This window comes from Psychroflexus sediminis, assembly GCF_900099815.1.
GTDB lineage: Bacteria > Bacteroidota > Bacteroidia > Flavobacteriales > Flavobacteriaceae > Psychroflexus > Psychroflexus sediminis.
Window position 1 is genome coordinate 1 of the sequence record NZ_FNCW01000007.1, and the last position, 13,989, is coordinate 13,989.

14 protein-coding genes are annotated in these 13,989 nt (G+C 42.2%); 12 read left to right on the forward strand and 2 right to left on the reverse strand.

Annotated elements, in window-relative coordinates; all coding sequences use genetic code 11:
• Positions 1 to 510: 510 nt before the first annotated feature.
• Both BLP81_RS07995 and BLP81_RS08000 read right to left on the reverse strand, forming a co-directional pair.
• The gene (locus BLP81_RS07995; protein ID WP_245686433.1) at positions 511 to 1,137 is read right to left on the reverse strand and encodes a response regulator transcription factor; all 627 of its coding nucleotides are present in this window, start codon (positions 1,135 to 1,137) and stop codon (positions 511 to 513) included.
• Between the two features lie 63 nt (positions 1,138 to 1,200).
• On the reverse strand, positions 1,201 to 4,266 hold the full coding sequence (locus tag BLP81_RS08000; protein WP_245686434.1) for a sensor histidine kinase: 3,066 nt from the start codon (positions 4,264 to 4,266) through the stop codon (positions 1,201 to 1,203).
• A 98-nt stretch (positions 4,267 to 4,364) separates the two neighbouring features.
• Between BLP81_RS08000 and BLP81_RS08005 the strand changes: the two genes are divergently transcribed.
• The 12 genes from BLP81_RS08005 to BLP81_RS08060 all read left to right on the forward strand — a co-directional run bounded on the left by BLP81_RS08005 (position 4,365) and on the right by BLP81_RS08060 (position 13,953).
• Entirely contained in the window at positions 4,365 to 5,093 is a 729-nt protein-coding gene (locus BLP81_RS08005) for a hypothetical protein (protein WP_093367937.1), read from the forward strand.
• A 12-nt stretch (positions 5,094 to 5,105) separates the two neighbouring features.
• Positions 5,106 to 5,864 carry a hypothetical protein gene (locus BLP81_RS08010; RefSeq protein WP_093367938.1) on the forward strand — a complete coding sequence of 253 codons (759 nt, stop codon included), beginning with the start codon at positions 5,106 to 5,108 and terminating at the stop codon, positions 5,862 to 5,864.
• Between the two features lie 164 nt (positions 5,865 to 6,028).
• Positions 6,029 to 6,892, forward strand: coding sequence for a nuclear transport factor 2 family protein (locus BLP81_RS08015; protein ID WP_093367939.1), 864 nt, complete (start codon positions 6,029 to 6,031; stop codon positions 6,890 to 6,892).
• Positions 6,893 to 6,968: 76 nt separating this feature from the next.
• On the forward strand, positions 6,969 to 7,394 hold the full coding sequence (locus tag BLP81_RS08020) for a DUF1446 domain-containing protein (protein WP_143002820.1): 426 nt from the start codon (positions 6,969 to 6,971) through the stop codon (positions 7,392 to 7,394).
• A gap of 20 nt (positions 7,395 to 7,414) precedes the next feature.
• On the forward strand, positions 7,415 to 8,269 hold the full coding sequence (locus BLP81_RS08025; protein WP_093367941.1) for an SDR family oxidoreductase: 855 nt from the start codon (positions 7,415 to 7,417) through the stop codon (positions 8,267 to 8,269).
• A 91-nt stretch (positions 8,270 to 8,360) separates the two neighbouring features.
• On the forward strand, positions 8,361 to 9,371 hold the full coding sequence (gene ahr / locus BLP81_RS08030; protein ID WP_093367942.1) for an NADPH-dependent aldehyde reductase Ahr: 1,011 nt from the start codon (positions 8,361 to 8,363) through the stop codon (positions 9,369 to 9,371).
• A gap of 27 nt (positions 9,372 to 9,398) precedes the next feature.
• A complete protein-coding gene (locus BLP81_RS08035) occupies positions 9,399 to 9,809 on the forward strand; it encodes a RidA family protein (RefSeq protein ID WP_093367943.1) in 411 nt (136 codons plus the stop codon).
• 2 nt (positions 9,810 to 9,811) lie between these two features.
• Positions 9,812 to 10,504: a DUF2306 domain-containing protein gene (locus BLP81_RS08040; protein ID WP_093367944.1), complete on the forward strand. Its 693-nt coding sequence runs from the start codon at positions 9,812 to 9,814 to the stop codon at positions 10,502 to 10,504.
• A 6-nt stretch (positions 10,505 to 10,510) separates the two neighbouring features.
• Positions 10,511 to 11,266, forward strand: a complete 756-nt coding sequence (locus BLP81_RS08045) for an SDR family NAD(P)-dependent oxidoreductase (protein ID WP_093367945.1) — start codon at positions 10,511 to 10,513, stop codon at positions 11,264 to 11,266.
• A gap of 28 nt (positions 11,267 to 11,294) precedes the next feature.
• Entirely contained in the window at positions 11,295 to 12,164 is an 870-nt protein-coding gene (locus BLP81_RS08050) for an SDR family oxidoreductase (protein ID WP_093367946.1), read from the forward strand.
• 10 nt (positions 12,165 to 12,174) lie between these two features.
• Positions 12,175 to 12,615: a DUF418 domain-containing protein gene (locus tag BLP81_RS08055; RefSeq protein WP_093367947.1), complete on the forward strand. Its 441-nt coding sequence runs from the start codon at positions 12,175 to 12,177 to the stop codon at positions 12,613 to 12,615.
• An 18-nt stretch (positions 12,616 to 12,633) separates the two neighbouring features.
• Positions 12,634 to 13,953 (forward strand): MFS transporter, encoded by a 1,320-nt coding sequence (locus BLP81_RS08060; RefSeq protein ID WP_093367948.1) that lies wholly within the window; start codon positions 12,634 to 12,636, stop codon positions 13,951 to 13,953.
• Positions 13,954 to 13,989: the final 36 nt, after the last annotated feature.

The window sequence follows — 13,989 nt, forward strand, 5'->3', positions numbered from 1 at the left end:
GATCGTTCTTCGTTTTCAATTAACTGGTTTTTTTACTCTTAGAGAAATTAAAGTTTTAAGTTATTTTATATATATCGATTTTTAATTAAAGTTTCCATTACTTTTTACCATCGCCGTAAAAAGTAACCAAAAAGGTCTAGGCTGACTAAAAAAACATAAGAAAACCCTACGGAATCCCCCGCCACAGATAAAAAATAACTCAACCGCCTATCGTCGGTTTCAAACAGATTTTTATCTTTTAACCCTTTCTGCTTCCTTGGTTTTCAATGTTTTTTTAGTAGGCCATTCTTTTAATTATCAAATGCTTTTTCTACTCCTCCACTATACCACTACACCAATAAACGACTACACGACTAGACGGTGAACAGTGAACGGTGAACTGTCAACTGTTTCACATTATAAAAAGTAGGCCGTTTCCACTATACTACTACTCCACTATACGAATACACCATTACTCGACTACACGGTAAACGGTGAACGGTCAACTGTAAACTATAAACCGCCACCGACTCACAACTCATCATCATATGACTTACGAATCAGTTCTGCTTTTGAATTGATTTCCAGGGCTTTATAAATATTCTTGATATGGCTTCTTACCGTGTCCAGGGAAATGAATAAATCGGAAGCGATCATCTTATAACTTTTCCCGTTTACAATACCGCTGACGATTTCGAGTTGCCTTTCGGTGAGTTGACTTTTGGGTTTGGGCTTGTAATAATCTGCAATTTTTCTGGCGATGGCGGGGGACATATAGGAACCGCCCTGAGCCACAACTTCCACCGCATCTTTGATTTTGGGCAGTGAGCTTCGCTTGGAGATATAAGAACAGGCCCCCGCGCTTAAGGCCTTAAAAATGACATCGGTTTCCTCAAAGGTCGTGAGGATGATCACTTCCAGTGCCGGTAAAATGGATTTGATCTCCGGCAAAGCCTCAATACCACTTCGTCCGGGCAACTGTATGTCCAGCAATAAAATAAAATCCGCATCCAACTTGTTTATCCACAGGATAAACTGCTCCACACTCCCGAAAGTCTCCAGTAGCTGTATGGATTTTTGCATAGTGAAAAAGGACACCAGCCCGTCCAGAACCACCGGGTCATCTTCTACAATTACAATGTTGATTTGTGCTGACAATTTTTTGGGATAAGTAAATTAAAATTATCGATAAGCTCCAATCACATCTTGATGTGATTTACATTAAATACTTTGCGGTAAGTAAACTTTCACCCCAAAGCCGTCTTCATAATCAAAAGTCAGTTGCCCGTTGAGGTTTTCGCATCTTAATTTCATATTGGCCAGACCCATTCCTGTTCCGCATTCAAAAGTTCCCACACAGCCGTTGTCTTTGATCTGAAGAATACACTGCTCGTTTTTATTGGAAATCTTTATGCTTACCTTATCCGCATTGGAATGTTTGATGATATTGGTGACGGCTTCTTTGAATATTAAAAAAAGATTCCGCTTGCAGTTAAAGTTGATTTTTCTGTTGGGATTCGAAACATCGGCTTCAATGCTGTAAGTGATTTGAGCAGGAAGGAGCATTTCTTCTGCCAGTTCCTGCATGCGCTCCAGCAAATCGGCCAAGGTATCTCGTCTGCTGTCAATACTCCAGACCAAATCCCGCATATGAGAGATGGTATCTCTGCTCATGGTTGTGATTCTATGCAGCCTGGTTTTATCAATTTTATGATTGGTTTGCATCTCCAGCATTTCGGTCTGCATGGCCAAACCTGTGAGCATGGAACCCACATCATCATGTAAATCGCTCGAAATTTTAGTCCGTAAACGTTCCATTGCTAAAGCCTGATTGAGCCGATAGCGATAAAATGCATAAAACAAACCGAGAATAAATGCTCCCGCTAAGGCTATAAACCACCAGCGTTTATAGAAAATCTGCCGCACAGTAATCGGAACCGATAAGATGGAAGCACTATCAATGCCACGGGAATCTTTACCTTTTATTTTTAAAACATAATCGCCGGCCGGCAACTGGTTATAACGAATTGAAGTGGAATTACCCTGGGGAAACCACTGCTCTTCAAAACCTTCAAGTTTTGTGCTAAAGCTGTTTTTTTGATTCTGAAAATAGCTGGTCATCGTCCATTCGATTTCAAAATACTGATCGTAGGGGGATAAATTTAAGGCTGTAGACTCTGTTTTGTTATAATCTATTTTGAAATTTGATTTGTTCTTGTTGTTATATCCTTTTGCAGCCAAAAGCCGTAAGCTTGGCGGATCAGACTCCCTGGAAATACCCTGTGGCTTAAAGCTGTTTAATCCGTTCATCCCTCCGAAATAAAAATGACCCCGGCTGTCTTTAAAAAAGGAGGAATAATTGAATTCGTAATGTGACAGGCCATCTTCAGTATAAAAATTTTGAAAGATCCCGGTCGTTTTCTCCAAATGAGATAAACCATCGTAGGTACTTATCCATAAACCATTGTCATCATCGGACAGCAAACCCACGACATTGTTATTTGGTAATTGCTGAGATTTGGTAAAGGCTTTTACAGTATGACCATCTGCTGAAATATAATTGAGACCTCCACCGTAAGTCCCCACCCAAAGGTTCGCGTCTCTATCTTCCTCTAAAACGAGAATGCAGTCTCTTGAAATACCAGGGGTGGTTTCTCTGGTATATTGTTTTTCAACAGATCCACTAAGATGTATTTTGAGTAGTCCGTCAGTTTGAGTTCCTATCCAAACAATACTGTCTGTCTGACTTTCTTCAAAAAACCTGAAATTAGAAATAGCGGGAGTGGTTTCAGAATCAGAAAAAACAAACCTGCTCGTTTCATTTTCAGGATCAAAAAGCACTAACTGAGTCAGACTTTGACCAAAAAGCAATTTTCCATCACTGAGTTTAATTAAGGGGTTTTGTCCCTTAAAAGTCACATGATTACGAAATTCGTCATAGCTTTTAATGCTTCCATTTTTTAAGTTGATTTTCAGCAAAGTCTCTCCTAAAGTAAAAACATGCTTTTTTTCATCATCAACGACAAAAAAATTGGCGGTATGTTTAAAGGCCTCCAGGGACTGGCTTTCCAAATTGAGTTGAAGTGTACCCACTTTTCCGCTTTGGGTCTGATAGAAAATTTTGTTCTTGTTTTCACATTTAGCAAAAATAGTCCCCTTGTGATCCTCAAAGATACCGCGCATGGAGTTTCCCCAGCCTTCATTATTTGCCTTAAATAAGGGTTTAAACAACTCCTCGCCAATTCTTATTTTAAATAAGCCGTTATCTGTTGCTACCCAAAGTAATTTGGAAGCATCAATAAAAAGGCCTCTGATTTTTGAATATTCAAACCTGGCTTTAAGTTGTTGGGTGTAGTCCGTAAACACCCCTCCCGGACTCATGCGATAAAGTTCAGTTTCTCCGGCAAACCAAATGTGTTTTTGGTAATCTTCTATGGCGTAATAAAATTGAATATTTTTTTTAAACAGGTGTTTACGCTGTAAGCTGTTCTCATCAAAGGTGAAAATTCCGAGTTCCTGTTGTGGAAAAAAATAGTGGGTATTGCTGGAATCATAAAAGGAAACATTAAACTTCAGCTCAGAGCCATACCATTCAAAGCTTGACAGATCAAATTTAGCTTTCAGATTTCCGCCGGCATCAAATTTATAACTTCCGAAAGGGGTGCTCCATAGTATATCACCCTGTTGATCTGAAATTAATCGGCTATAATCCAGCTTATCTACTGAAATAGAATGTTTTATTTCAAACTGATCATCATTTAATTTTTGCAGGTATTGCGTGGCGTTTGCGTTTTTTTTGGTTTCAAAATCTTCACATATGATCCAGATACTGCCATCCTTATTTTTCATCAGGTTCAAAACGGAACCCCTGATGTTATGCGGTCTGTGATAACTGAAAAGTTTATCGGTTGAAAGATCGAGTTTGAAGAGTTTTTCATTAGCGATATACCAGAGATGGTTGGCCGTGTCATCCATGAGCATTTCCCCTCTGATGTTTTCCTGCTCTATAAAAAAGGGATTGTTTTTATTGGAATTGTAAAGCTTAAAATGATAGCCGTCGTACCTCAACAAACCAAGCTCTGTTCCAAACCACATCATTTCATTGTTGTCCTGTGTTAAATTTTTAACATCTCTAAACAGCAGCCCTTGCTCGGTAGTAAGCACATCTATTTGCCAGGGATTTTGAGCGAGCAGTTCTGAAGTCATTGACATAATGACCCACAATACACAACCGATTAAAACCCTGACTTTCAATTTTATACGCGGATTTAAATCAAAGATAATCATTTCTGTCATATAACCACATGAAGATGTGATTGACAGATAAGCCTTTGTTGAATACTTTTCGACTGTTAAATTAACATAAATTATAAAAAAGATTAGTTATGAAAAAATTAGTGATGATTATTCTGATGTTACCGCTTGTGGCCATGGCTCAAGAAGTTGATTCGCAGTTATTGACCTTAACAGAATTTACAGTCAAACAGGGGCATGCTGCTCAGTTTCTGGAAGGTGTCAAAAAATGGAAAACCTGCTACAACGAAAACAACGGTACCAATTCCTGGAACTTCTGGTCAAGAGTGCAGGGCGAAGGAAACGTGTATGGAGTTTCCGGCAACATGTCCAACTGGGCTGAAATGGACAATGATGACGAGGCAGGAGAGGCCTGTAGAGTCGTCGCCATGAACTTTATTATGCCACATGTCGAAAAAGTGGTTTATGACATCACCAGATCCATACCCAAATGGAGTAAAAAGAACCCATCTACAGATATGAAACTGGTTTGGGTGACCTATTTTAAAGTGAAGGATCGAGCTATGTTTAACGAGATCGTCAAAGATGTTTCTGGCACTCTGGCTGACGAAGAAGGCGAGCCAAGAGGCTATTGGTATGGCTTTATGGGTGGAGGCCTGGACGCACCTGATTATATGGTATCTGAAACCTTTCCAAGTTATGCCGCTCTGGATGAAGATGATAAAAAAGACAGTCCGTTTACCGTTTACAAAAAGGTACATGGTGATAAAAAAGCTAAAGAAATGAACGAAATGTGGAGTAAGGCTGTCGATAAAGGCTGGTCTTACCTCTGGGAACTCAATCAGGATTTATCTAATTAAAAACTATATATCATGAAAACAATCAGCAAAATTTTAAACGTCTTAGCCCTAATGCTTTTGGGGGCCACCTTTTGTACTGCGCAGATTCAGCCGTACAGAATTCACGTCGATCACGTCTATCCTTCCAGTTCTGAAGAGTATGAAAAAATAGCCGAAAAACTGGCAGACTTAGCCAAAGATAACAAGGAAGAAAGAGGATGGCATGTCTTATGGACCGATGACAACCGCGTTATTTCAATGACTCCCGTCAGCGGCTGGGAGGATTTGGGAACCGAATTCATGCCAAATACACGGACTAAACTTGGTGATGAAAAATTCGCTGAGCTATTTCAGGAGTTTGACAAGCATTACGACACCCACAGTGATAATATTATCATGTTAAGTGAAAAATATTCTTATATGCCTACTGGCCTTGATATATCCCCTGAAGGTCAAAACTATAGAAAAAACATGATCTTATACCACAAGGCGCGTGATCGTGAAAAAATCATAGAAATAGCCGGAAAATTCAAGGAGCTTTACTCTAAAAAAGGGTCGACGGCCCACTATCGTTTCTATATGAGTGGATTTGGAAATCCAGAAGCCTATGTTCTGGTCTCCAGCTCAGCAGAAAGCCGTCTGGAACATGCCAAACGAAACGAAAAAAACCAGAAACTCTTAGGAGAGGATGCAGGCAAACTCTGGAAAGAGCTTACGCAGTATGTAACGAAAATAGAGCATATGGAAGGAAATATGATGCCAAAGCTATCCTATGTTCCTACTAAATCTTAACCAGAAAGAAGCCGGAACATATTTTGTAAAAAGCAGCCGCTTTAACGGCATAAGCTAAGTGTTGTTTTGTATAGTCCTCAAGCATGGCGGCAGGGCTATACAAAACTATTTAAAAAGGATAGCGCATAAGCGATTCTGAAAACAACTATTAATAAATCAACACCATGAAAAAACTAATTTTAGCAGGACTTAGCCTCGGCCTTATTATGGCCTGCCAGAACCAGGGAAAACGCTACACCCAGGAATCTCCGGAAATAGAGACTTACAAAAAGGTCATCAAAGCCTATGAAGATCAGGATTGGGGGAGTTTTGCCATGCATTATGCGGATACTGCAATGATAGCTAACAATGTTACCGAAGATAAGGCTATAAGCCTGGATGAATTTATTGAATCCAATAAAGAAGACGCCTCGCTTTTTACCTCCTGGTATTTTGTAGACGCCAAGGATGAATTCGAAATGGTTACCACGGATAAAGGTGAAACCTGGGTAAACTACTGGGGGCTTTGGCAGGGTATACTCAAGACCGATGGTAATATCTATGATATACCGGCACATATAACCGTTCAATTTGTGGATGGAAAAATTGTAAAAGAATTCGGGTACTGGGACGTCTCTCCCCTTCTTTTAAATCCTAATAACATTGTTGTCATCGACCAGTTATACAAAGCTTTTTCAGCAGGGGAAATTCCTAAAGTCCTGGAACTGATGGATGAAAACATCGTCTGGAATGAAGCGGAAGGCAATGCCTATGCCGACGGTAATCCGTACATCGGTCCGGAGGCGGTATTAAATGGTGTTTTTGCCAGAGTGGGTTCAGAATATGAATTTTTCAACTTACAGGACATCGAGTTGCATAATATGAGGGATAATCAGGTCCTGGCCACCCTGCGTTATGACGCCAAGCACAACAATGGCAATAGTTTCAATGCTCAGGTCGCCCATTTGTGGACTTTGAGTGATGCAAAAATCACGGCTTTTCAGCAGTATGTGGACACCAAAAAACTCCATGACGCTACAGGTAACTAATTTTAGTTGAGGTCTAAATGAAAAGTAAAACCAATATTAAGATGAGTGTTTAAAAGCTCACTATGATGATTTAATTATGACAAGTTCTCGAAATCTTATGTTCTCTGTACTGGTAATTGTTTTGATTACTCCAGTGCTGCAGGCTCAAAACAGAAAGAATCAAAAAGCGGTCAGGGATATTTACATGCAGCTGCAAACGGGCAATTCATCAGCTATAAATCAGCTGAAATTAAACAATGATACTACCGGGGACAGATACACCATCACCTTATATGCTATTCTACGCCATGAATGGACGGGGGTGTATTTTGACAAGATTCAGCTGCAGGAAGTCGGAAAAGATAAAATTGAAGTTACCGGTAAAGTTACCGGCCGGCAACCCACAGAGTGCGAAATCGTATCTACAAATTTCAAACACATGTGGACGCTAAGGGACGGACAAATCATCAAATTTGATGACTCCCCAAATCATGAGAAACTTCATGAGCTTTCAAGCAACTGAGTTTTTAAAAACTATAAAAAATGAAAACCGCATTAATCACAGGGACAAGTAAAGGCATTGGCCTTGAAACTGCCCTTGCTTTTGGAAGATCTGGTCATAAGGTGTTTGCGACAATGCGCAATACGTCCATGGCTGAAGATTTTAAACAAAGGATAGCAGCAGAATCCCTGGATATCAGTATATCTGAAATGGACGTAGACTCTGATGCCTCGGTCAAAAAATGTGTGGAGACCATAATCAGCACACACGGAAACATAGACGTTTTAGTCAATAATGCTGGTATTGAGCGTCATGGCTCTGTTGAAGAACTCCAGATGGAAGATTTTAAATCTGTTATGGAGACCAATTATTTTGGTGTATTGCGATGCATCAAAAGCGTCCTTCCTAGCATGAGAAAGAGTCAGGAGGGCTGCATTATAAACATATCCTCAGTTTCCGGTCATATTTCAAGCAGTCCCCTGGGGGCTTATGCGGCGAGTAAATTTGCGCTTGAGGCCTTAAGTGAAGCTTTGGCAGGCGAAGTAAAACCCTTTAACATTCGTGTTGCCATCGTAGAGCCGGGGATTATAAATACACAGATGGCAAGCGGTATCAGTATAGATAAGGAGTCTCTTTATCCCCATTCAAAGCGTCTCGCCGGACTGTTCTCAGCATCACTAAAAACACCAACACCATCAACATTGGTCGCGGACAAAATTTTGGAAGTGGCGGAAAGTGGCACCTGGAAATTAAGACATCCTGTTGGTCCCGATGCCGAACCATTTATTCAATGGCGCAAATCCATGAACGACGAACAATGGGTGGACTGGAGCGCTTGCAGCGATGATGACTGGTATGAGTCAGTAGAACAAAATTTCGGATTAAATGCCAGATGAAATTTAAATCACCGGATTCCTGATCCTAAACAACTAAACGCATCCCTCAGAAGTCTTAAAATCACAAACAAACCGACTGAATGTAAGTCTTATGAAAGTATCAGCCTTAGCCGCCCACGGCCCGAACCAAAAATTAGAACCGTTCTCCTACGACATGGGACCTGTTGGTCCTGAACAAGTCGATGTCAAAGTACTCAACTGTGGCATCTGTCATTCGGATCTCAGCATGATCAACAACGACTGGGGAATGACCACCTACCCCATTGTCCCAGGACATGAGATTATCGGTGAGGTGGTAGCAGCCGGCAATGCGGTTAAAAATGTAAAGGTGGGAGACAAAGTAGGCGTGGGCTGGTATTCCGCTTCCTGTATGTCCTGCCATGAGTGCATGGATGGCTCCCATCACCTCTGTTCCAGTGTGGAGTTCACTATTGGCGGCCGGCACGGCGGCTTTGCGGATTATGTACGCAGTCACTGGTCCTGGGCCATTCCATTACCCGACGGCATCAATCTGGATAAGGCAGGACCCCTGCTTTGTGGCGGGATCACGGTCTTTAATCCCATCCTGCTGGCCGGTGTAAAAGCAACCGATAAGGTAGGCGTCATCGGTATAGGCGGCTTGGGACATATGGCACTGAAGTTTCTCAATAAATGGGGCTGTGAGGTCGTTGCTTTTAGTTCCACTCCAGGCAAAAAGGAATCCATTTTAGCAATGGGAGCTACCCGTGTGGTGGATTCCACCAATCCTGAGGAATTGGAGAACATCGCAGGCAGCCTGAATTTTATCCTGAACACGACCAACGTCACCCTGGACTGGAATTCCTATTTGGTTGCCCTGGCACCTAAAGGAAAATTTCACAATGTAGGTGCGGTTTTGGAACCTATGGCAATTCCGGCATTTACCTTAGTCATGGGAGAGAAATCAGTCGCAGGCAGTCCCCTTGGCAGCCCGGCACTGACCAGAACCATGCTAGAGTTCTGCGTTCGTCATGACATCTACCCGATTACTGAAGAATTTCCCATGCCAAAGGCCAATGAAGCTTTAGAACATTTGAAATCAGGAAAGGCCCGTTTTAGAATTGTATTGAAAAATCAGAGCTAGTTAAGGGCTGGTCATAAATAATAAAGAATGGAAAAATCAACAAACAACACAGAAAAACCGGAATACTTCAGGCTTCGTCCGGAGGTTGAAAAAGCCTATGGGTATTCACATGCTGTAAAAATAGGCCAGCATATTAAAATCTCAGGCGCTGTCAGCATGAACGATGAAGGCAACCCTAAAGCAGTTGGAGACTTCTTACAACAGATGAAAAACTGCTATGCCGATTTGGATAAGATCTTAACACATTACGACTGCAGCTTTGATGATGTGGTCAAGGAAGATGTATTTACCACCAATATGCTGCAATTTCTTGAACACGCCAGCTACCGCAATGAAATCTACAAAAATCACTTTCCGACAGGTTCCTGGCTAGGCGTAAAAGAACTGGCTTTACCAGAGTTTTTAATTGAAATTGAGTTGGAAGCCTATAAAATTTAGAGATGACGGGTTTAACTGCAGTAAAAACTTTAAAAACAATTTCCCTTACTATTTTGGTTCTTGTCGCTTTATATTTTGTGATAGACCGGGTGCTCCCTTACTTTTTCAAATTTAATATAGAACACTATAAATCTTATTACTGGCCTAATAAATGGTGGCTTGTCGGTCATTTATCAGGAGGTGCACTGGCCTTGCTTATCGGGCCTTTTCAATTGAGCACCCCCTTCAGAAATCGTTTCATAAAGATACATCGCAGCTTAGGAAAACTTTATATAAGCGGCATTATGATAGCTTCTTTAAGCGCTTTTTATATGTCTTTTTATGTAGCCCCTCAGGTCAATGTGTCCTGGAGCATTTCGCTTTTTGTTCTGGCTTTGGTGTGGCTGGCAAGTGTGCTGATGGCTTACAGGGCTATTATGCTTAAACAAATTCCACAGCATCGGGAATGGATGATCAGATCCTATATCATTAGCCTTGGTTTTGTGCTGTTTCGTTTTTTGAATGAAAGTTCACTGGTGCAGGAACTAATGCCAGCTTTTGAAGAACGCGGCCCCGCCTGTTTATGGCTTTCCTGGACGGTCCCCTTATTTGCTTCAGAAATGCTATTGCAATGGAACAAGAAAAAAATAAAAAACAGAAAAAGGCCTCAAAGCGATTTTGACAATGAGCCTGTCGGATACAATTTCAAACCCTGATTTATTATGGATTTACAACTCAAAGGAAAAAACGCCATCGTCACCGGAGGCAGTAAAGGCATAGGCAGAAGCATTGCCTTAAATCTTGCCGAAGAAGGCGTCAATGTGGCCATTTGTGCCCGTGGTAAAGACGACTTAAAAAAGACGGAAAAAGAGCTTCTGAAAAAAGGGGTAAAGGTTATCGCCTTAACCTGCGATATAGGGAATACAGAACAGTTAGATGATTTTCTTGAAAACGTAAAAAGCCAGTTTGGAACAGTCGATATTTTAGTCAACAATGTCTCCGCTTTGAGCCTGGGAGATGACTACGACGACTGGGAAACTTCCATCAATGTGGATTTGCTGGGGAGTGTAAGAGCCACCAGGAAAGTGATCCCCTGGATGCAGGAGGCCGGCAGTGGGAACCTTCTGTTTATTTCATCAGGATCCGGACTGGAAGCCGGTTCGCCTCCGGCCTACGCCGCCGTAAAGGCAGCGCTTATCAGTTATTCCAAAACCATAGCGATTCAGCTGGCACCCAACAACATCAGGGTCAATACCCTGGCACCGGGCTCGGTAGAATTTCCGGATGGACTTTGGGAATTTACAAAAACGCAAAACCCGGCGTTTTACGATAAGATACTCCATACCATCCCGTCCGGAAGACTGGGAACACCGGATGAAATAGGAAAAGTGGCTGCGTTCATCGTATCTCCCTGTGCCAGCTGGGTGGTTGGCACCTGTCTGGCTGTGGACGGCGGACAGCATAAAGCGAATTTATAAACACAGATTAATCAAAAAATAATTAAACATGAAAAGTATAGTCATCACAGGCTGCAGCACAGGATTTGGATTCGATGCTGCTAAACATCTCGCAGAACAAGGCCATAAGGTGTATGCGAGCATGCGAAACACCAGCACTAAAAATGCTGAAGCAGCAAAGGAATTATCAGATTTTGCAAAGTCTAAAAACCTGCCCCTCAGCGTCGTGGATTTAGACGTGACTTCAGACCAAAGTGTTGATGAGGCGATGAAACACATTGAGGATTGTGATGTACTCATCAACAATGCCGGCAGAGGTTTTGGCGGTCCTGTAGAAGCCTTTACTTCTGAGGAATGTATGGCGCAACTCGATCTTAATGTCATTGGCAACCTGCGCATGCTGAAAGCCGTATTGCCCATGATGCGTGCCAAAAGATCGGGTCTTGTGATTCAATTGAGTTCCATTGCAGGAAGATTGGCTGTGCCCGGATTCGGTATTTATCACGCCAGCAAATGGGCGGTGGAAGGTATGAGCGAATCTTTACGTTATGAGCTTGGGCCACTCGGTATTGATGTGGCCATTGTACAGCCGGGACCTTTCTCAACCAACTTTTTCCATGGGGTTATTTCTCCTGAAGATACCAAAACCGCGGAAGCTTACGAACATGTCTCCAGCTTTCTTGACATTTTTTGGAATCAGTCTTTGGCGGCTTTTGAAGATTCCGGCGCACCGACTGATCCGGCTCTAGTAGTGAAAAAGTTTGAAGAACTCATCAACCTGCCCGCCGGTCAAAGACCCTTACGAAATTCCGTAGGACTCGATTTTGGAGCACAAAGCATGAACGATGTTACGGAGCCCGTTCGACTCGAAATGTTGAAAGGATTCAGCATTACTGAATTTGATGGCGTTAAAGCTTAAACGCAATAACATGGAACCCCTAACTACCATAGAAATAAGGCCTACCCAAAGCCAGGCCCGCATCAAGGCTCTGGATGTGGTCAGAGGCATCACCTTCGCCGGTATTCTGCTTAGGTATATCTATGGTTTGGGATTGCCGTACTCCTATTCAGACCCCAGTGTGCTTGGCCATACCGAAGGCTTAAACTACTATGTGTGGTTTGCCGGTGAACTGTTTTTTGAAGGGACCATGCGTGGTTTGTTCACCATACTCTTTGGCGCTGGCATAGTTTTGCTCACCACACGGCTTATTCATAAAGGCCAAGGTATTTCCACAGCCGATGTGTATTACAGAAGGATGATTTGGCTTTTGCCGTTTGGCCTGGTTAATTCCTGGCTGTTTCTCTGGCAAGGGAAATCGGTAATCCATAAAACTGTTCCGTCTGCCGGAACATGGAGACCGGGACATTAAGTATATACCTGATTTGTTATGAAGAGACAAGGACATATAAAACGAAATTTAGTACTTTCTGAAAATGCGACGCTTCGCTATCTGAGCTTTTCAGCATTGTACCTGGCTCAGGGTATACCGGAAGGCATAACCTATATGGCTATCCCGGCATGGCTGGCCATGAATGGAAAAGCACCTATGGAAATTGCAGCATTTGTTGCTGTAATTGGTATTCCGTGGAGTTTTAAAATACTTATTGCCCCATTGATGGACCGCTACACCCTGTTATCTATGGGACGAAAACGTCCCTGGATTATTTTCGGTCAATTCGGGCTTATCCTAAGTTTTCTTTTCCTTGGCCAGGTGGCAGATCCCTTAAATAACTTAAACGGTTTAATGCTTGCCGGCTTCTCTGTCAGTTTTTTTGGTGCGTTCCAGGATGTTGCCACCGATGGTATGGCGGTAGATATTGTGCCCGTCCGCGAACAGGCAAGAGCCAACGGACTTATGTGGGGTTCAAAAATCATTGGCATCTCCCTGTCTTTACTGATAGGAACCTTTCTCATTAATCTTTTGGGGTTCTCAACCGCCGTCTCCCTTTTATCTGTTAGCGTGGCTTTTATCATACTGGTCCCTATTTGTTTCAGGGAACGAAAAGATGAAAAAATTATGCCCTGGACCCATGGCACAGCCTCCCCGCAGGCTAAAACTACCCAGCTAAGACACTGGAAACAAATCTTTCACAGTCTTTTCAAGATAATAAAGCTGCGATCAACTCTCATGATGCTCATCGCAGCTTTTATACTGGGTCTGATGTATGGTTTAATCGACACGCTTTTACCCATTTTTACCATACAGGAATTAGGCTGGACCAATACCCATTTTTCCCAGGCCTATTCTACAACGACCATAATAGGGGGCTTGTTTGGGATGTTCCTTGGCGGAGCCCTGGTTGATTTTTTCGGTGATAAACGAATGATTAGCATTTACCTGGCCATTACCACCCTTATCATTGGTTTAATGGCATTTATTTCAGAATTCTGGCAAAACAATACGGTTATTTTTGGATTCATCTTGCTCTATTATTTATTCTATGTCTTCCACCTGATTGGCATTTTTGCAGCCTCCATGAAACTTTGCTGGCCGGTTATAGCGGCTACTCAATTCACCCTGTTCATGGCCTTGTCCAATATAGGAAGAGCCGTTGGCTCCGGCCTTGTTGGAACATTAAAAGAAGCTATGTCCTGGGAATACGTTTTTCTGTGTATTGCCCTGGCCCCCTTGATTTCTATTCTTTTTATAAATGGTATCGATTTTAAAAAACAGCAAACGGCTATTGCAAAATTTAATATAGCATGAATCTAAACTCTTTTCTGAAAGTAATTCTAATCTATC

What these genes read in the sequence shown, in the direction of transcription:
- BLP81_RS08010 (WP_093367938.1), top strand. Translation starts at nt 5,106, where the DNA reads ATGAAAACAATCAGCAAAATTTTAAACGTCTTAGCCCTAATGCTTTTG.
- BLP81_RS08025 (WP_093367941.1), top strand. Translation starts at nt 7,415, where the DNA reads ATGAAAACCGCATTAATCACAGGGACAAGTAAAGGCATTGGCCTTGAA.
- BLP81_RS08060 (WP_093367948.1), top strand. Translation starts at nt 12,634, where the DNA reads ATGAAGAGACAAGGACATATAAAACGAAATTTAGTACTTTCTGAAAAT.
- BLP81_RS08000 (WP_245686434.1), bottom strand. Translation starts at nt 4,266, where the DNA reads ATGATTATCTTTGATTTAAATCCGCGTATAAAATTGAAAGTCAGGGTT.
- BLP81_RS08040 (WP_093367944.1), top strand. Translation starts at nt 9,812, where the DNA reads ATGACGGGTTTAACTGCAGTAAAAACTTTAAAAACAATTTCCCTTACT.
- ahr (WP_093367942.1), top strand. Translation starts at nt 8,361, where the DNA reads ATGAAAGTATCAGCCTTAGCCGCCCACGGCCCGAACCAAAAATTAGAA.
- BLP81_RS08050 (WP_093367946.1), top strand. Translation starts at nt 11,295, where the DNA reads ATGAAAAGTATAGTCATCACAGGCTGCAGCACAGGATTTGGATTCGAT.
- BLP81_RS08045 (WP_093367945.1), top strand. Translation starts at nt 10,511, where the DNA reads ATGGATTTACAACTCAAAGGAAAAAACGCCATCGTCACCGGAGGCAGT.
- BLP81_RS08020 (WP_143002820.1), top strand. Translation starts at nt 6,969, where the DNA reads ATGACAAGTTCTCGAAATCTTATGTTCTCTGTACTGGTAATTGTTTTG.
- BLP81_RS08015 (WP_093367939.1), top strand. Translation starts at nt 6,029, where the DNA reads ATGAAAAAACTAATTTTAGCAGGACTTAGCCTCGGCCTTATTATGGCC.
- BLP81_RS08005 (WP_093367937.1), top strand. Translation starts at nt 4,365, where the DNA reads ATGAAAAAATTAGTGATGATTATTCTGATGTTACCGCTTGTGGCCATG.
- BLP81_RS08035 (WP_093367943.1), top strand. Translation starts at nt 9,399, where the DNA reads ATGGAAAAATCAACAAACAACACAGAAAAACCGGAATACTTCAGGCTT.
- BLP81_RS08055 (WP_093367947.1), top strand. Translation starts at nt 12,175, where the DNA reads ATGGAACCCCTAACTACCATAGAAATAAGGCCTACCCAAAGCCAGGCC.